We start from the raw sequence: 18396 nt of genomic DNA on the forward strand, positions 1-18396 counted from the left end.
CGGGAAGTAGTGTTGCGGGGGTGTCGGTTGGTCAGGATGGGGTGTTGATTTCGTATTTCTTGATTTTTCGCCACAAGGAGGCGGGGCTGATGCCCAGCAGTTCGGCGGTCTTGCCCCGATGGCCGTTGGCCCGTTGCAGGGCCTTGATAATCAGCTTTTTTTCCATGGAGGCCATGGTAAGCGACTTGGCGTCGTCCGCGGTGGTGTGGAGTTCAGCCTCTTCCCCGCCGGTTTCCAGGGGGGGCAGGTGCTCGGCCTGCAATTCCTGACCAGGGCAGAAAAGCAGCGCCCGTTCCACCGCGTTTTCCAGTTCGCGGACATTACCCGGCCAGGAATGGTCCAGTAAACGGGTTATTACCGGGGCGGGAATGGTTTGCACCTGCTTGTCGTACTTGGCGTTATATTTGGCCAGAAAATGGTGGGCCAGCAGGGGAATGTCCTCGCGCCGCTGCCTTAACGGCGGTAACTCCAGGCTGACCACGTTAAGGCGGTAAAAAAGATCACGTCGGAAACTCCCCGCTGCCACTCCTTCGCTCAGGGGGCGGCTGCTGGCGGCAATCACCCGGACATCGGCCCGGCAGGGCTGGCGCCCGCCGACCTTCAGAAAAGTACCCTCCTGGAGCACCCGCAGTAGTTTGACCTGAAAATTCAAGGTCATGGAGTCGATTTCATCAAGAAACAGGGTGCCCTGGTCCACGGTTTCAAACAGCCCGGGTTTGTCCTGGTCGGCCCCGGTGAAGGCGCCTTTGACGTGCCCGAACAGTTCCGATTCCAGCAGGGTTTCGGGCAGCGCTCCGCAGTTGATGGCTAAAAAGGGTTGCTTGTGGCGCCCGCTCCATTTGTGGATAAGTTTGGCCGCCAGTTCCTTGCCGGTTCCGGTTTCGCCGTTGATCAGGACCGTGGTGGAAAAGGGGGCCACCTGGGCGATTAGTTCCTTGAGCTTTTTCAGCGGCGGGCTTTCCCCCACCAGCTCATCCCCCCGGCAGCCGGCCACCTGCTGCTGCAGGCGGCGGTTTTCCTGCCGCAGCCGGGCGTGTTCAGTGGCCCGCTGCACGGTGAGCAACAGCTCGTCGGGTTCGAAGGGTTTCTGGATGTAGTCGTAGGCCCCCTTTTTGATGGCCTCCACGGCAGATTCAACCGTGCCATGGCCGGTGACCAGCACCACCATGCTATCGGGATTGGCGGCCAGGGCCTGTTCTAGAATTTCGATCCCGCTGAAATGGGGCATCTGAAGATCGGTGAGAATCACGTTAAATGACCGGCTTTGCAGGAGCTGGGCCGCCTCCCGGCCGTCGGCGCAGAGTTCCGCGGTAAAGCCGGCGCTTGCCAGGGTGTCGCGCAGCAGTTGGCGCATGCGCAAGTCGTCGTCAATCACCAGGATGGGGTCGCTTGGCTGGCTCATATTTTACCTTGAAATGGTGCCCCGGAAGAGGTTTCGCCGGGCAGGGAGACCAGCAGCGCCGCCCCCCCGTCGCGGGCGGCGGCGGCCTCGATGCTACCGCCCAAGTCGCCGATAATCCCGGCACAAATGGAAAGCCCCAGGCCGGTACCTTCACCCACGGGTTTGGTGGAATAAAAGGGGTCAAAAATCCGGGAGCGGTGTTCCGGGGTAATTCCCGGTCCGTTGTCCGCCACCTGCAGCAGCACGTTTTGCTCCTGGGTGCTGGTGCTGACCCTGATTCGGCCCTCCTGGCCGATGGCCTGCATGCCGTTGAGCACCAGATTAATCACCACCTGCTCCAGCTCGCCGGGGTCGGCGATTACCGGGGGCAGTGGCTGCAGTTCCAGTTCCAGTTCGATCCGGCGTTTTTCCAGATCGGTGGTTAACAGGGGAATGGCCTTTTCAATGATGCCGTTCAGGTCGCAGGCTTGCCGGGTGCGGCCGGGTTGCCGAGCTTCGCGGGCAAAACTCAGCAGGGCTTTGATAATGGTGCTGCTTCTCCGGGTCTGCTCAGCGATGATTTCCAACCGCTCCTGCTGGGCGGAGGTAAGGTTATCGTCTTTGATCAGCAGCCGGGCATAACCCAGGATGCTGGCCAGCGGGGTGTTGAGTTCATGGGCCACCCCGGCGGAAAGCTGGCCGATGGCCGCCAGTTTTTCGGCCCGGAACAACATCTGGGCCTTCTTTTTTTCCGTCGTGATATCGCGAAAGGTGATAACCCGGCCGACTCCCTCGCCTGGGGGGGCCGGCATCCGGTTGGAGTCGGCGGAAAGCAGCCTTTCTTCCCCGGCCGGGGTGCGGTGGGTAAACTCCGTGCCGCTGGGTTCCTGGCCGGTGGCCAGCAGTTCGGCCAGGGCGGGGAAAGGCCCGGCCAGCGCCTGGTTCATCAGCGCCTCTTCGGGGTAGCCGGAAATGTCCACCGCGGCGTGGTTACAGGTGGTTATGACGCCCTCGGGGTTAACCACCAGCAGCCCTTCCGAGAGGCTTTCAATCACCGTGGCCAGCTTGTTTTTTTCCTGCAGATAATACTGCCGCTGTTGCTGCTCGGCCAACTCCGCCTGTTTTTTGTCGGTGATATCCAGGGCTACCTCGATAACCTGGCTTACCGTGCCGTCTGCATCTTTGGCAAACGGGGTGGTGATAACGTTGAAGTATTTGTTTTTCTTTTTTACGTCGCGCACCAGTGCCGGCCGGCCGGTGGCAAACGTTTCCATGGCCGGGCAGCCCATGCCCGGAGAGTCCCGGGCGCAGTATATTTCGAAGCAGCTGTGGCCGATGATATCCGGGCGGTCGGGATCGACCAGCAGTTGGCGCTGCTTTTCGTTGCAGCGCTGAACGTTGAAGTCGCGATCGATAATGGAGATCCCCACGCCGGTGGTATCGAAGATCGCCTCCAGTTCATCCTTGGCCTGCTGCAGTTCGTTGATGTTCTGGTTGAGAAAATCGAGAATCTGGGAAAAGGAGTCGGCAATGATCCCGATGGGGTCAAGTTCGATCAGGGTCTGGTCGTCCAGCTCGTCGTACTGCAACGGGGAGGTGCCCATAATCTGCAGCAGATGGTTGGTCTTGGCCCGGATGTAAGCGGTAAGCCGCTGGTTGTCCGCCGCCAGCGCCGCCAGCTTATCCGCTTCGGGGTCTTGAGGTTGAGGTTTTGCTGCCATGATCACTCCGTTGCCCTGCCTTGGGCGGCGCAAACTTTGCTTTTAATGCCGGTCCACCACAATCTGATAATAGGTGTCGACCTTCTCCACCTCCACCCGGTAACCCATCTTGCGAGCCGACTCCGTTACCGTGACGGTGGCGTTACGGTGGTCTGTGCGGATCAGCAGCCGGGTTTGGCCGTCGCTGATTTCCTGCCGCCGCTGATTGATTTCTTTCAGTACCACCAGCAGGCAGGCCGGGCAGACCTGTCCCAGGATATCTAGTTCTATGGTTTCAGGGGTTGCAGCAGCAGACATTTGTTGATCACCTGAGAATAATACGGGGCAGCAGCCCGCCGATCGGCAGGCCGTTCAGCAAAGCGGCATCTCTTGTTGGTGTTACACTGTGTAATATAATGCTTTACCTTTGAAAAGCAAATCGGATTTCTCGGCCCGGTTTGCGTTGGTAACAAGCCAAAAAAAAAGCCCGCCGAAGCGGGCTTTTTTTATCTAACCGCAAGTGCGGTGTTTAGCGGATATCAAACTTACCATCGGCGGAGATGCTGATGGTGGCGTTGAGAAACTGGACGCCTTTGGGGTTTGCGTAATTGCCCCGGGTGGCCAGGGCGTGGTAGACGCCTTCAGCCCGGATGCCGGTGACGCAGTGAATGACGATCTGCTTGTCGGTGGGCACCTTGCTTACCAGTTGCTCGTAGTTGGCGTGGAACTTGTCGTCGGGCAGGTTGATGGCGCCGGGCAGATGGCCGGCTGCGTACTCGTCGGCGCTGCGCACGTCGAGAATCACAATTTCACCGCCTTTTTCCGCCATCATTTTATTAAATTCGGCGGCGTTGATGCTGCGCGGCAGCGTGCCGGGGGCAACTTTGGGCAGTTCCTTGGGCTCCAGGGCCACCACGCCGCTGGGCTCATTGCCCCACAACGGCAGGCCTGCTTCTTTCCAGGCCGGCTCGCCGGCTAAATATACGAAGAGATCGCGATAACCCAACTGGGCCGCCCGCCGGGCGGCTCGATCACTGTGGGGTCAGCCATAACCTCCGCAATAGAAGATCAGCCGGGTGTTAAGATCCCGGGGCAGCAGGCTCTTTTTCAGGTCCCATTGGTTGATGGGAATGGACAAGGAGCCGGGAATGAAAGACTGGCGATGGACATTGGTGGGGCGGGTGTCGACGAGGATAAAGTTGGCATCCTCGGCCGTCATCAGATGGTAAATGTAGGGAGTTTCCGAGATCAGGTAGTTGCCGGCGGCCTTCCAGCCGGGGTCACCTTCGTAGTAGACCTTAATGTTGGTCAATCCGTGCTCCATGGCGATTTTGGCCGCTTGGGTGCTCAGCGGGCAATGCAGGCCGCCGCAGTAAAAAATAATCTGGCGGTCGCGGGGGAGCTTGTCGATGTTGGCGGCTACTTCGCCGGGGGTCATGTGGATGGCACCGGGGATGTGGCCTTCCTGGTAGCGGCCTTTGGGGCGGGTGTCCACCATCAGGAACTGGTCATTGGTGTCCAGAGTGGCTTTGACCAGCGCCCGGTCACCGTAGACTTTGTCAAAAAGGTCCATTACTTCGGCGGTGGTAATCCGCAGCTGCGGATCCTGCTCCACGTGTCGGGGGCCGGTGTCGGGCGTTGCCGTTTTGCCGGCCATGCCGCAGGCGGTAAGCAGAAAAGCCGCCAGGAGTACCACCCCCAGCTGGGCGACTTTGTTCCTCAATCTTTGCATCTTGTTACCTCCTCCTTGTCCTTTACATTGGTGGTTTAGGAAGCAAAGCACCGCGGTCTGCGGGGCCGCCCCGGTTGTGCCCGAAGGCTATCTGCCCTCAGGTGACACCTTGTATTCTTAAAAAGAACGTTCTTTTCCCTAGATGTTGGAAAAAATGTGAAAAAAACCGCTAAAAAAATCGTTAAGGTTCTATTACCAGTGGTTCCGAAAATAGAAAGAAACGGGCGGGATGTCAATTAAAAAAATCCATACCTCTTTAGGTATCGATGTTGCAACACATTGTGGTGGTGGCTTGCCGGGGCGGCGGCAATAAAAGGGGCCACGGTCCCGGTGGTTGTGGTGGGTGAGGCAAATGCCGGGGCGATGGCAAGCCTCAGGTTTCGCCGCCCAGCAGCCGGGCAAAATCCGCTTCGGTCAGGATTTCCAGCTCCAGCTCCCGGGCCTTGGTCAGCTTGGAGCCGGGTTTGTCGCCGCAGACCAGGTGGGTGACCTTGCGGTTGAGGCCGGTGGCCACCTGGCCGCCCAACTCCTTGACCCGGGCCTTGGCCTCGTTGCGCGACATCCCGGCCAGGCTGCCGGTGAAGAGAAAGACCCGGTTTTGTAAAGGCAATTGCTGGGCCGGTTGCTCCTCGGGGCTGATGGTAAGGCCCAGTTCCTTGAGCTGGGCCAGCATGGCGGTGGTGGTCGGGTCTTTGAAAAAGGTGACCAAAGAGGCGGCCACCTGGGAGCCGATCCCTTCCACCTCCAGGAAATCCTCTTCCATGGCCTGTTGCAGGGCTTCCAGGGAGGGGAAGTGGCGGGCCAGTACCTGGGCGTTGACCTCGCCCACGTGGCGAATACCAAGGGCCGCCAGCAGGCGGGCCAGTTTGGGGCTTTTGGCGGCGGCAATGGCGTCGCAGACCTTGGCGGCGGACTTTTCCCCCCAGCCGGGCAAGGGGGCCAGTTGTTCCGGCCGCAGCCGGTAGATGTCGGGGATATCGCCGACCAGGCCGGTCTGTACCAGCAGTTCCACCGCCTTTTTGCCTAAGCCGTCGATGTCCAGCCCGGCCTTGCTGCAGAAGTGGATCAGGGACCGCAAGCGCTGGGCCGGGCACTGGGGGTTGGGGCAGCGGCGCACCGCCTCGCCCTCCTTGCGGATCAGGGCATGGTCGCATTCCGGGCAGTTAGCCGGCAATTGAATCGGCTTTTCATCGCCCCGGCGTTTATCCGCCACCGGCTTGACCACCTCGGGGATCACCTCGCCGGCCCTTTGCACAAGCACCGTGTCGTGCAGGCGCAGGTCCTTGCGCTTGATTTCATCTTCGTTGTGCAGGGTGGCGCGGCTGACCAGCACCCCGCCCACCTTCACCGGCTCCAGCACCGCCACCGGGGTGACGGCCCCGGTGCGGCCCACCTGAAATTCCACCCCGATCAGTTTAGTGGCGGCCTGGACTGCGGCAAACTTGGCGGCCACAGCCCAGCGGGGGCTGCGAGCCTTGGCCCCAAGCCGTTTTTGCAGGGCCAGGTCGTTGACCTTAAGCACCATGCCGTCGATTTCGTAAGGCATCTGCCGCCGCTGCTCATCCAGGAAGCGGAAGTGGGCCAGCGCTGTTTCCAGGTCCGGGCAGACCCGGCCGTGGGGGATCAGCTGCAGGCCGAAGGCATGCAGTTGCTCGAGCAGTTGTGCCTGGGTGGTGACTGCCAGGGCGGCAGAATCCGCCGCCCCGTAGGCGAAAAACTCCAGCGGCCGGTCGGCGGTGATAGCCGGATCAAGCTGGCGCAGGGAGCCGGCGGCGGCGTTGCGGGGGTTGGCAAAGAGACTTTCGCCGGCTTCCCCCCGCCGCCGGTTAAGCTCTTTGAAACCGGTAATACTCAGGCAGACCTCGCCCCGGATTTCCAGGCGCGCCGGCGGCGGGTTTCCGCCGGTCTTTAACCGCCGGGGGATGGTGGCGATGGTGGCCAGGTTGGCGGTGATATTCTCGCCGGTAAAGCCGTCGCCGCGGGTGGAGCCCAGGGTGAACAGGCCATCCTCGTAGACCAGTTCCACCGCCAGGCCGTCCAGCTTGGGTTCGGCATGCAAGGCCGGTACCTGATCGGTGTGCAGAAAACGGCCCAGGCGCAGCAGAAAGTCACTGATCTCCCCTTCGTTGAAGGCGTTTTCCAGGCTGAGCATGGGCAACCGGTGGGCCACCGGGGCAAACTGGGCCAGCGGCTCGGCGCCCACCTGCCGGCTGGGGGAGTCGGCGCCGGCCAGGCCGGGGTAGCGCTCTTCCAGTTCCTGCAGCTCCCGGAACAGGGCGTCGTACTCGGCGTCCGGGATTTCCGGGTCATCGAGCACGTAGTAGCGGTGGTTGTGGTAGCGGATCTGCTCCCGCAGTTCGGCCACCCGTTGCCGCGCCTGTTCCTTGGCCGCCGCCTGCAGCAGGGGAGGGATCATTTGGCCGGTGGCTGCAGCAACTGGCCGGCGGAAGCGATGTTTTCGTGGGGCAACTCATCGATGAATATCAGCACCGAGTTGGCCGGTTTATTGGCCACCCGGGTGATCACCTCGGTCACCCCGGCGCTGATTTCAGCCTTCTGTTCCTTGCTCAAAGTTCCGGCCACCCGGATGTTGACGTAGGGCATGATGTTTCCTCCTTGATAAACGTCCAGCAGCACCGCATCTTGGGGCGATCGGCCCGGCTTGCGTACCTGGGGTACGCGGCGCCGGTCCGCTTGCCCCAACCTGCGGCACTGCTGAACGTTTATCTCTCTGTTTATGTGCTATGGCGACCAATTTAATCTAATAGGCTTGCAATTCAAGGGTCGGGTTTTATTATAGCCAAACTGGTGGAAACCTCAACGAGAAGGAAGCGGCATGCCATTGATCATGATCAGCAATGACGACGGGGTTAACGCCCCCGGCCTGCGGGCCCTGGCCGATGCCATGGGTTCCCTGGGGCGGGTGGTGGTGGTGGCGCCGGAGGTGGACAACTCGGCGGTCAGCCATTCGCTGACCATGCGCCGGCCGCTGCACATCCGGCAGTTGGCGGCCGGCATCTTCGCCGTCGACGGCACCCCCGCCGATTGCGTGATGATCGGGGTCAACAAACTGCTGGATTCCCGGCCCGACCTGGTGGTCTCCGGGATCAACCCCGGCGCCAACCTGGGCGATGACATCAATTATTCCGGCACCGTCTCCGCCGCCCGCGAGGGGACCATGATGGGCATTCCCTCCCTGGCGGTCTCTTTGGCGGCGGCCGACGGTGAAGGTTGTCTTTTTGCCGTGGCGGCGGCCCGGGCCCGGGAAGTGGCGGCGGAAATTTTAGAGCGGGGTTTGCCGCCGGACACCCTCTTCAATCTCAACGTACCCAACCGGCCGGCGGCTGAAATCAAAGGCCGGCGCTACACCCGCCAGGGCCGCCGGCACTATGAAAACGCCATCCAGGAAACCTTCGACCCCTGGGGCCGCCGCCACTTCTGGATCGGCGGCGGCACCCCCCGCTGGAGCAAGGCGTCGGAAACCGACGTGCAGGCGGTGGCCTCCGGTTACGTCTCCATCACCCCCATCCACCTGGACATGACCAACCACCGGGCGCTGGAAGTTCTGCAAGGCACCAATGAACCCTAAGCCGATGAACGATGTGCTGGAAGAGCCTGGCTGGCGGGCGTTGGCGATGGGTAAGGAATTGGCCGGCCGGCCGCTGATTTTTTTGGCCGCCACCGACTCCACCAACCGGGTGGCCCTGGAAATGGCCGAGCAGGGCGGGGGGCCGGCGGTGGTGGTGGCGGAAAGCCAGAGCGGCGGCCGCGGGCGCCTGCAGCGGCAGTGGCATTCACCGCCGGAGGCGGGGATTTACGCCTCTTTTCTTTATTGGCCGCGGCTGGAGCCGCAGGATCTGGCCAAGCTTACCCTGGCCGCCGGGCTGGCGCTTGCCCGGGCGCTGGAAAAGAATACCGGCCTGCATCCAGGCTTGAAATGGCCCAACGACCTGCTGCTGGCAGGTAAAAAATGCGGCGGCATTCTCTGCGAATGCCGTTTGGTGGCGGGTACCGGCAAGCCGGCGGTGGTGATTGGTATCGGTCTTAACGTCAACACCCCAAGCCGGGATATTCCCCCGGAGTTGCAGCACAAGGCCACTTCCCTGCGCCTGGCAAGCGGCCGCACCTGGGACCGGGGAGTGTTGCTGGCCGCCCTTGGCCAAGAGCTGGATATAGTGGTGGCAACCATGGAACAGGGCGGGTTTGCGGAAATCCTGGCCTCCTGGCGGAAGCGCGACGCCCTGCTGGGCCATGAACTGGACTGGCTGACCCCAAACGGCCAGGTGGTGCGCGGCATCTCGCTGGGCCCCGACCAGCATGGTATCCTCCAGATTCGCGACCACCAGGGCTGTACCCACGAAGTCATCTCCGGCGATATTACGGCCAACCTCGGTTCATGATCTGTCAATGCCTTCTCTGGCGGGTTGGCAGAGAAGGTACGCCTAGCGCCGGGAGTGGGTGTTTTTCGTTGACATGGCCAAAGGCAGCCGCTATTGCTGAAAAGCCATTGCAAAGGCTGATCGTTACAATTCAGGTACGGGCTGTATAGCGAATGAAAAATCTTGTCACCGGCAGCAACCAAGGGTTGGATAATGGTCTGGAGTAAAGGTGTCCGCGCGCTGAAAGAGGCCATACAGGGACATCGTGCAGTGGGCCGAGCGGTGCATCGCTGTGAGTCGCTGTTGGTGAGTGGAGAGTACATCATCGGCTGGAACGCGGCTTGGCTGCGAGCCGAAGAGGGTATTCTGCGGGCAGGCCTCCCGGTCCAACAGGCCTTTCTTCGTCATCATGCGGCTTCCACTCAGTTGCAGCGCTGCGTTGAATGGTTTCCGCCATGGCGTATTAGCTGCCGGAAACCGCGGTCACTGGTTGGCAAACCCGCCAATATCCTGCTGTATCGCGGTGACTGTTGCCTCCTGCTGGAGAGGGACGGGCTGCATGTTCGGCGGGTTTGTGAAGATCTGCAATTACTGGAGCGACTCACGGAAATATCCCGGACCCTTGGGCGATATTTGACCGTTCCCGCCATTGAACTGCTGGAGACTGGCATCCCGGGGTTGCACTGTACCCGGGAGTCAGTGATGGATGGCACTCCTTTCAAGCAGATGCCCCTCCATGCCTTGGAGGCCGGATACACCGAATTTCTGGAGCAGTGTTGCCGGCAGGCGTCCGGGGCCGGTGAGCCATATGCCGCACCAGAGGTCATTGCGGAAGTGATTGACCAGTGGCCCCTGCCCGACTGGCTGCAAAGCGCTATGGGCCAAGGGCGACCGGCTCTGATCGATATGCTGTCTGCGGCGCCGGCTGTCCTTGCCCACGGTGATGCCCACCCCAATAATTTGATCCTGCTTCGCTCCGGGGCAACCGGCCTCATAGACCTTGAGCGGGCAGATCGGATGCCCTTTTTCTTTGATGCCCTGTATATCCTGCGCTGCACCGATCCGGCCTGCAAACACCTCCGCGAGCGTTATCTGGCCGGCGCTTTCGACGGGCATCTGCAGCGGCTCTGGAAAGCAGCCGGCCAGACCTGGAATCCGGAGCACCGCCTGCTTTACCTGTTGGCCATCGGCATCGCCCACGGTTTGCGTGCATTGTACCGCAATAAACCTGTCCCCCGTCGCGCACGGCGAGTACGGAATGTCACCCGAGCGCTGGAAGAATGTTTTCGCCGGTAGTCAACTTGATAACATCGACCTTGCATTTCGGTATACCGGAGAAGCACGAGCATGGCTTCCATCAGCGTGTACCAGTCAGTGACTTCTTGGCAATAATACGCGGCTGCCATTTTTAATGGCTACTTGAATGTGGTGAAAAGCATCAGTCATTGGCTTGTCAGATGCCGGTCGTGGCATAAAAATTCCCCTTAAAATCGTCTGGTTGTCGAAAACGATTGATTATTCAAAGTTCCCATAAGACAAAGAGAAAGATGATTACAAGTAATAAGGCGCTGGCCCGAACCATGGCGGCCAATCTCTTTGTCGCCACTCCTTGGATCAACCGTGGTCCGTAAATAATAGCCATATTCCAGGCAGGTGGTTAACTGGCACAAGGCTTGCTCTGTGCCGGCCATGGTCGACGATTCCAACCCTCAGGCACTGGCTTCATTCCTGAAGGAAAAGGAGGTGGCTATTTTCGTCGGCGGGGTCAAGGAGCGGCCCATCACCTACAAGCCTGGGGGGACCTTCTGCGATCACAACCAAGAGCGCCAGGAACTCTCTGGTCAGCGCCACCACCTGCCTGCGGCAATCCCCTTAACTATGGATTTTGTTTATGACGCCTGAACAACTGACCATCTTCGCCATCACCCTTTTCACCTTGGCGCTTTTTTTGTGGGGTCGCTGGCGTCATGACATGGTCGCCCTGGGGGCTTTGTTACTGGCGGTGCTGAGCGGTCTGGTGCCGGCTCATGCCGCCTTTGCCGGCTTTGGCCATCCGGCGGTCATCACTGTGGCCTGCGTTTTGATCCTCAGCAACGCCCTGCAGGCCACCGGCGCGGTAGAAGCTCTGACCCGGCGCCTGCTGCCTTCGGACGCCGGTCGTTTGGGGTCGCTGGCCGCCCTCACCGGCCTGGCCGCCTTGCTGTCGGGATTCATCAACAATGTTGGTGCCCTGGCCATCCTGATGCCGGTAGCCATGCGGGTGGCCGCCCGCCAGAATCTGCCTGCCGGCCAGATCCTCATGCCTCTGGCCTTCGGCTCTATTCTCGGTGGAATGACCACGATGATCGGCACCCCGCCCAATTTGGTGGTCTCCGGCTTCAGAGCCGAAACCGGGGCCAGGGGTTTTGCCATGTTCGACTTTACCCCGGTCGGCTTGGCGGTGGCGGTGGCCGGGTTGCTGTTCATTGTCCTGATCGGCTGGCGGCTGGTGCCCTATCGTCGGCAGACTGGCGATAAAAACTTTGAAACCAGTGCTTATGTCACCGAGGCACGTGTTCCTGAGGGTGCTTCCGTGATCGGGCAGAAGCTTCTTGAAATGGAGGCCGCACTGGTCAAGGCGGATGCGGAAGTCGTCGGCTTGATCCGTAACGAAGTGCACCTGGTTGCCCCCCACCCCTGGCGCCTGGTGCAGGCGGGTGATATTTTGTTGCTGCAGGCTGAGCCGGAATCGCTGACCAGCGCCCTTTCTTCGCTGGGTTTGCAAATGGAGGGGGCGGTGGAGGAGGACCCGGAGGAGCTGCAGGGCGAGGAAACAGCGGCCCTGCCCAAACAGTTTGCCGCCGAGGACGCGAGCTCCATGGAAAAAGATGGGCGTGAGCAGGATGGCCCGAAGGAGGAGGTGGAGTTGATGGAGTTGGTGGTCTTGCCGGATTCCCCTCTGCAGGGGCGATCCGCGACCGATATCCTTTTGCGCAGCCGCTATGGCATCAACTTGTTGGCCATCTCCCGCCAGGGTCAGCAGAACATCAAACGACTGCGCAATATGCAGTTTCGAACCGGCGACGTCTTGCTGATGCAGGGGGGGCAGGATGCTTTGCTGGAATTTGCCGTCAACTTCGGCTGTGTCCCCCTGGCAGAGCGGGAGTTGCACATCCCCGACCGCCGCAAGATCATGATTGCCAGTGGTATTATGGTGGCGGCGGTGAGCGGGGCGGCCCTCGGCCTTTTGCCGGCGGCGATCTCCTTTGCCGGTGCCGTGCTTGCGGCTTTGGTCACCGGCGTCATGTCGCCGCGCAAGGTTTACGAAGGGGTGGATTGGCCGGTGATTGTTCTGCTTGCCGCGCTGCTGCCGGTGGCTGGTGCCATGGAAAGTACCGGCGCCGCAGATCTGATTGCCACTTTCCTCCTCGATTTCATTGCCCAGGGGAATGCCGTGATTGCCCTGGTGGTGATCTTGGTCGCCACCATGACCCTGTCGGACCTGATGAACAATGCCGCCACCGCGGCGGTGATGTGCCCGATTGCCATCGGGATCGCCGCCCAATTGGGGGCCAATCCCGACGGCTTTTTAATGGCGGTCGCGGTGGGTGCTTCCTGCGCCTTTCTCACCCCCATCGGACATCAGAACAACACGCTGATCCTGGGGCCCGGCGGCTTCCGGTTTGGCGATTACTGGCGCCTTGGTTTGCCCTTGGAGATTATCGTGATCGCGGTCAGCGTGCCGATGTTGCTGTGGGTCTGGCCACTATGATTTTCCATAAGCTGCCGGAAAAAGGGACCAAGAGTCACCCACCAGCGGTTGGAGGCCTACCGGGAATTGCTGGCCGCCAACGCTCATAACTCCGGAATGGTGATGCCGTGTTTTTTTATCCGGTAACCCAGTTGGCGCGGGGTCAGGCCCAGGGCCCTGGCGGCTCGGGCCTGTACCCAGCCGCAACGGCTTAGCGCCTTGAGCAGTTCCGCTTTTTCCATTTCCTGCAAAGAGCCGCCGGCGGCGGGCGTGTTCTGCGAGGGGGAGGGCGGTTCCGGTGGGGCTTCCTGTTCCCTTAAATAGTAGGGCAGATCGGCCAGCTTCATCACCGGTCGATCGCTCATGATCACCAGCCGTTCAATCAAATTTTGCAACTCCCGAATATTGCCGGGCCAGGAGTAGGAGACCAGTTGGTTAATGATCTCCGGCCCCAGGTGCACCTGTTTGCGGTTGGCCTGGTTGCTGCGGCTCAGGAAGTGTTCGATGAGCAGGGGAATGTCTTCCCGTCTTTCCCGCAGGGGAGGCAGCATTACCGGCACCACGTTGAGCCGGTAATAAAGATCGGCCCGGAAAGAACCCTGGCGAACGCAATCTTCCAGGCTGCGATTGGTGGCGGCAATAATCCTGACGTCCACCTTGATGGTGCGGGTGCCGCCCAGCCGTTCGAACATCCGTTCCTGTAAAACCCGCAGCAGCTTGGCCTGCAGGGGCAGCGGCATCTCCCCGACTTCGTCCAGAAACAGGCTGCCGCCGTCCGCCAGCTCGAAACGTCCCTTCTTCTGGTTCAGCGCCCCGGTAAAGGCGCCCTTTTCATGGCCCAGCAGCTCACTTTCCAGCAGGTTTTCCGGCAGGGCCGCGCAGTTGACCTTGATGAAAGGCTGTTGCCGGCGCGGGCTGGCCTGGTGGATGGCCCGGGCCACCAGTTCCTTGCCGGTGCCCGATTCCCCCAGCAGCATGGCAGTGGCCCGGCTGGGCGCCACCTTGTTGATATATCGGTAAACTTCCTGAATTCTTTTGCTTTCCCCGATAATGCCATAACGGTTGCCGCGCCCGGAAAGGGCCTCGCGCAGCTGGCTGTTTTCCTCCTGCAGAATCTGCTGGCTGGAGGAAAAAGCACGCTGCAGGCTGAGAAACTGGGCGATCAGGGTGGCCACCACGGTTAAAAAGCGGATGTCTTCCTCAAAAGATATTTCCGGCCCGAAAAGACGGTCAACCGACAGCACCCCCACCGGGTTTTCGTTGAGCGTTACCGGTACCCCGATGAAGGAGATCTCTCCTTTGGGCAGGCGGGTGCGGGCTCCGGTTCGGTTGAGAAAGAGGGGTTCGTTGTGGATATCGGGCACCACGAAGGGGTAGGCATTGGCAAAGACCCGGCCAATCACCCCCTCGCCCGGTTGGTAGATGCCCCGGGCAATCTCGTCCGGGCTCAAGCCGTACGAGGCCACGATGGCCAGGCGGCCGCCGGGTTCTTCCTCCAGGACCAGGGTGGCCCGCTCCATGCGCAGGGTCTCATGGAGGACGCGCAGGGTTTCGTCCAGGGTTTTTTTGATATCCAGGGCCGAACCGATCAGCTGGCTGATCTGGTAAAGGGCCTGCAGTTCCAGATGGGTGGTAAGCGAGGTTGGTGTTTTCATGCCCCTGAGCAATGAGCAACATGTGTGCCAAACTCGACGGTTTTGTGTTTATCAATGTTTTTTGGTCGTTAACTGCCGGTTGTGGTTGATCTTGGTCGGGGCTGGTGGCCTGTATATCTGACCGTCATGTGGGGTTGCGCGGCGCATAAATTACATTTTTGTAATGTCGTCTTTGCTACCATTTGCTACCGGAGCCTACCAGGAGGGAGAGGGCGGTGGGGCTGGGAGTTGGCCGGCACGGCGGCTGTCCGTGTGGTTATTCTGTCGTTATTCCAAGTTGTTATCGTCAGGTTGTCGAGCTTTTGCAGCCGTTGGCACAACCTTTGCCATACAGGGGAGTGACAGTTGGCAATGTAAGCGCTCAGCAGTGCCGCAGGTTCGGGCAAGCAGCCAGGCGCAGCGTACCCCCTGTACGTAAGCCTGGCTGATCGCCCGAAGATGCGGTGCTGCTGAACGCTTACCAAAATCATGCCGGTTCACTTTGTCGGTGGCCGGGTTTTTTCGACAACGTTCCATTAAGGAGGCGATGAAAATGCGCAAGGTAGCAATTTACGGCAAAGGCGGAATCGGTAAGTCCACCACCACCCAGAACACGGTGGCGGGTCTGGTGGAGCTGGGCCGCAAGGTAATGGTGGTGGGCTGCGATCCCAAGGCTGATTCCACCCGGTTGCTGTTGGGCGGGCTGGCCCAGAAATCGGTGCTGGACACCCTGCGGGAGGAGGGTGAGGACGTGGAACTGGAGGATATCCGCAAGCCGGGTTACGGCGAATCCTGGTGCGTGGAGTCCGGCGGCCCGGAGCCGGGGGTGGGCTGTGCCGGCCGCGGCATCATCACTTCCATCAACATGCTGGAGTCCCTGGGGGCCTACGAAGAGAGCGAGGGCTTGGATTACGCCTTTTATGATGTTCTGGGCGACGTGGTCTGCGGTGGTTTTGCCATGCCCATCCGCGACGGCAAGGCCGACGAAATCTATATCGTGGTTTCCGGCGAGATGATGGCCATGTATGCCGCCAACAACATCAGCAAGGGGATCACCAAGTTCGCCCAGTCCGGCAACGTGCGCCTGGGCGGATTGATCTGCAACTCCCGGGCGGTGGATAACGAGGCCGAGATGATCGAGGCCTTTGCCAAAAAACTGGGCACCAAGATGATCTACTTCGTGCCCCGGGACAACGATGTCCAGCGGGCCGAGATCAACCGCAAAACGGTGATCGAATGGAAGCCGGAAGCCAATCAGGCTGACGCCTACCGGGGGCTGGCCAAGGCCATCGACGAAAACAAGGACTTTGTTATTCCTTCCCCGCTGGAAATCGAAGAACTGGAACAACTGCTGATGGATTACGGTTTGTTGCAGGCATAAATAATTGGCAAGTCAGTTAAATAATTCTGCCCGGCAGCGCTGCCGGGCCGGGAACCTTTGGGAGAAGAAAAATGATGTACATGATTAGAGCGATTGTGCGGCCGGAGAAATCGGATGCGGTGCTGGCGGCTTTGATGGACGCCGGCTTTCCCGCCGTCACCAAGTACGCCGTGGCCGGGCGGGGCAAGCAGAGGGGGATCAAGATCGGCGATGTCACCTACGACGAACTGCCCAAGGTGATGCTGATGAGCGTGGTCAAGGAGGCGGACAAGGATTTCGTGGTCCAGGCCATCATGGACACCGCCCGCAGTAAGGGCAAGGGGGCCTTCGGCGACGGCAAGATCTTCGTCACCCCGGTGGAAGAGGCCTATACCATCAGTTCCGGGATTAAAGAATCGGTGGCGGAGGAGGTGGCGGCATGAAAGAGGTTATCGCCATTGTCCGGATCAACATGATGAACCAGACCAAGCAGGCCCTCACCGACTGCGGCGTCGATGCCTTCTTCGCCCACGAGGCCCAGGGCCGGGGCCAGGGCTTTGTCAACCCCCTGCTGCTGGCGGGGGCGGAACAGGGCTATGAGGAAGCCGCCGCCCTGCTGGGCGAAAAGGGCAAGCTCTACCCCAAACGGGTGCTGACCGCGGTGGTGGACGACAGCATGGTCAAGTGCGTGGTGGAAACCATCATCAACACCAACCAGACCGGCAAGCCCGGCGACGGCAAGGTATTCGTCCTGCCGATGAGCGACGCCATCCGGGTGCGAACCGGGGAAGCCGGACTCAAGGCCATATCATAAAAAAGCAATCAGCGGGAGTTAGCGAAATGGGAACAGCAATCGACAGCAAGGCGGCTGCCTGGAACGCAGAAGAGGTCAAGGCGGAGCTGCTGAAAAAATATCCGCCCAAGGTGGCCCGCAAGCGCGCCAAACAGATATTGATCAACGAGGCCCTGGAGAATGAAACTCCGGAAATAAGCGCCAACGTCCGGACCATCCCCGGCATCATCACCATGCGCGGCTGTACCTACGCCGGCTGCAAGGGGGTAATCATGGGGCCGACCCGGGACATCGTCAACCTGGTCCACGGCCCCATCGGCTGCAGCTTTTACGCCTGGCTGACCCGGCGCAACCAGACCGACGCCGGCCCGGACGGAGAAAATTACATGAACTACTGCTTCTCCACCGACATGCAGGAGCAGGACATCATTTTCGGCGGCGAGAAGAAGCTGGCCGCCGCCATCCAGGAGGCCTACGACCTCTTTCACCCCAGGTCGATCGCAGTGTTCGCCACCTGCCCGGTGGGGCTGATCGGCGACGATATTCACACCGTGGCCGCCAAGATGAAGGAGAAGCTGGGCGACTGCAACGTCTATGCCTTCTCCTGCGAGGGCTACAAGGGGGTCAGCCAGTCCGCCGGCCACCATATCGCCAATAACCAGGTCTTCCGCCATATCGTGGGGGAAAACGACGAGGTCAAGCCCGGCAAATTTAAAATCAACCTGCTGGGGGAATACAACATCGGTGGCGATGGTTTCGAGATCGACCGGCTCTTTGAGAAGTGCGGGATCACCTGCATCTCCACCTTCTCCGGCAACTCGACCTACGACCAGTTTGCCTCGGCCCACACCGCCGATCTCAACGCGGTGATGTGCCACCGCTCCATCAACTATGTGGCCGACATGCTGGAGACCAAGTTCGGGATTCCCTGGATCAAGGTCAACTTCATCGGGGCCGCCGCCACCGCCAAGTCGTTGCGCAAGATCGCCGAGTATTTCGGCGACAAAAAGCTGATCGCCCGGGTGGAGGAGGTGATCGCCGAGGAGATGCCGGCGGTGGAAGCGGTGGCGGCCGAGGTGCGGCCCCGCACCGAGGGCAAAACGGCGATGATGTTTGTCGGCGGCTCCCGGGCTCATCATTACAAGGAACTGTTCAACGAGATGGGCATGAAGACCATCGCCGCTGGCTACGAGTTCGGCCACCGCGACGATTACGAGGGGCGGCGGGTAATCCCCGACATCAGGGTGGATGCCGACAGCCGTAACATTGAAGAGATCGAGGTGGAGGCCGACCCCACCCGCTACCAGCCGCGCAAGAGCCCCAAGGAGCTCGAAGCGCTGGAGAAGGCCGGTTACCAGTTCAAGTACTACGACGGGTTGATCCCGGACATGGACAACGGCACCCTGGTCATCGACGACCTCAACCAGTACGAGGCGGAAAAGCTGGTGGAGCTGATTAAGCCGGATATCTTCTGCGCCGGAATCAAGGAGAAGTTCTCGGTCCAGAAGCTGGGAGTGCCGATGAAACAACTCCACAGCTACGACTCCGGCGGCCCTTATGCCGGTTTCCAAGGGGCCGTCAACTTCTACCGGGAGATCGACCGGCTGGTAAGCTCCAAGGTCTGGGGCTATCTGAAGGCCCCCTGGCAGCGGGACCCGCAACTCTCGGCTTCATATAATTATTGAGG

Annotated in this window: 15 protein-coding genes and 1 pseudogene; 9 read left to right on the plus strand and 7 right to left on the minus strand. The window is 60.5% G+C overall.

Annotated features, from left to right (window positions below; all coding sequences use genetic code 11):
- Positions 1–31 precede the first annotated feature (31 nt).
- The 6 genes from DAAHT2_RS12395 to DAAHT2_RS12420 form a co-directional block, all read right to left on the minus strand.
- Positions 32–1402: a sigma-54-dependent transcriptional regulator gene (locus DAAHT2_RS12395; protein WP_013164620.1), complete on the minus strand. Its 1371-nt coding sequence runs from the start codon at positions 1400–1402 to the stop codon at positions 32–34.
- Complete coding sequence (locus DAAHT2_RS12400; RefSeq protein ID WP_013164621.1) at positions 1399–3102, minus strand: PAS domain-containing sensor histidine kinase; 1704 nt, start codon at positions 3100–3102, stop codon at positions 1399–1401. The genes DAAHT2_RS12395 and DAAHT2_RS12400 overlap by 4 nt, the downstream gene beginning before the upstream one ends.
- A 42-nt stretch (positions 3103–3144) precedes the next feature.
- Entirely contained in the window at positions 3145–3399 is a 255-nt protein-coding gene (locus DAAHT2_RS12405; protein WP_013164622.1) for a sulfurtransferase TusA family protein, read from the minus strand.
- A gap of 211 nt (positions 3400–3610) precedes the next feature.
- Entirely contained in the window at positions 3611–4813 is a 1203-nt protein-coding gene (locus DAAHT2_RS15160) for a rhodanese-like domain-containing protein (RefSeq protein ID WP_013164623.1), read from the minus strand.
- Positions 4814–5186: 373 nt separating this feature from the next.
- Entirely contained in the window at positions 5187–7229 is a 2043-nt protein-coding gene (gene ligA, locus DAAHT2_RS12415; RefSeq protein WP_013164624.1) for an NAD-dependent DNA ligase LigA, read from the minus strand.
- The gene (locus tag DAAHT2_RS12420; protein ID WP_245526848.1) at positions 7226–7516 is read right to left on the minus strand and encodes a tautomerase family protein; all 291 of its coding nucleotides are present in this window, start codon (positions 7514–7516) and stop codon (positions 7226–7228) included. Before DAAHT2_RS12420 ends, ligA begins: the two co-directional genes overlap by 4 nt.
- A 133-nt stretch (positions 7517–7649) precedes the next feature.
- On the opposite strand from DAAHT2_RS12420, the gene surE reads away from it, so the two are divergent.
- The 5 genes and pseudogenes from surE (at position 7650) to DAAHT2_RS12445 (ending at position 12943) form a co-directional block, all read left to right on the plus strand.
- Complete coding sequence (gene surE, locus DAAHT2_RS12425; RefSeq protein WP_013164626.1) at positions 7650–8402, plus strand: 5'/3'-nucleotidase SurE; 753 nt, start codon at positions 7650–7652, stop codon at positions 8400–8402.
- Entirely contained in the window at positions 8392–9213 is an 822-nt protein-coding gene (locus tag DAAHT2_RS12430) for a biotin--[acetyl-CoA-carboxylase] ligase (RefSeq protein WP_013164627.1), read from the plus strand. The genes surE and DAAHT2_RS12430 overlap by 11 nt, the downstream gene beginning before the upstream one ends.
- Positions 9214–9894: 681 nt before the next feature.
- On the plus strand, positions 9895–10488 hold the full coding sequence (locus DAAHT2_RS14745; protein WP_157861482.1) for a phosphotransferase: 594 nt from the start codon (positions 9895–9897) through the stop codon (positions 10486–10488).
- A 393-nt stretch (positions 10489–10881) separates the two neighbouring features.
- Positions 10882–11025: pseudogene (locus DAAHT2_RS15380) on the plus strand (nitrogenase iron-molybdenum cofactor biosynthesis protein NifE); the annotation flags it as partial.
- A gap of 58 nt (positions 11026–11083) precedes the next feature.
- Positions 11084–12943: an SLC13 family permease gene (locus DAAHT2_RS12445; RefSeq protein ID WP_013164629.1), complete on the plus strand. Its 1860-nt coding sequence runs from the start codon at positions 11084–11086 to the stop codon at positions 12941–12943.
- A gap of 83 nt (positions 12944–13026) precedes the next feature.
- Here the strand turns inward: DAAHT2_RS12445 and DAAHT2_RS12450 are convergent, their stop codons facing one another.
- Positions 13027–14577 carry a sigma-54-dependent Fis family transcriptional regulator gene (locus DAAHT2_RS12450; protein ID WP_013164630.1) on the minus strand — a complete coding sequence of 517 codons (1551 nt, stop codon included), beginning with the start codon at positions 14575–14577 and terminating at the stop codon, positions 13027–13029.
- A gap of 532 nt (positions 14578–15109) precedes the next feature.
- Here DAAHT2_RS12450 and nifH point away from each other — a divergent pair.
- The 4 genes from nifH (at position 15110) to nifD (ending at position 18394) form a co-directional block, all read left to right on the plus strand.
- Complete coding sequence (gene nifH, locus DAAHT2_RS12455; RefSeq protein WP_013164631.1) at positions 15110–15937, plus strand: nitrogenase iron protein; 828 nt, start codon at positions 15110–15112, stop codon at positions 15935–15937.
- Between the two features lie 71 nt (positions 15938–16008).
- On the plus strand, positions 16009–16359 hold the full coding sequence (locus tag DAAHT2_RS12460) for a P-II family nitrogen regulator (protein ID WP_013164632.1): 351 nt from the start codon (positions 16009–16011) through the stop codon (positions 16357–16359).
- On the plus strand, positions 16356–16730 hold the full coding sequence (locus tag DAAHT2_RS12465; protein WP_013164633.1) for a P-II family nitrogen regulator: 375 nt from the start codon (positions 16356–16358) through the stop codon (positions 16728–16730). The genes DAAHT2_RS12460 and DAAHT2_RS12465 overlap by 4 nt, the downstream gene beginning before the upstream one ends.
- 26 nt (positions 16731–16756) lie before the next feature.
- Positions 16757–18394, plus strand: coding sequence for a nitrogenase molybdenum-iron protein alpha chain (nifD, locus tag DAAHT2_RS12470; RefSeq protein ID WP_013164634.1), 1638 nt, complete (start codon positions 16757–16759; stop codon positions 18392–18394).
- Positions 18395–18396 lie beyond the last annotated feature (2 nt).

It is taken from the genome of Desulfurivibrio alkaliphilus AHT 2 (assembly GCF_000092205.1).
Classification (GTDB): Bacteria; Desulfobacterota; Desulfobulbia; order Desulfobulbales; family Desulfurivibrionaceae; genus Desulfurivibrio; species Desulfurivibrio alkaliphilus.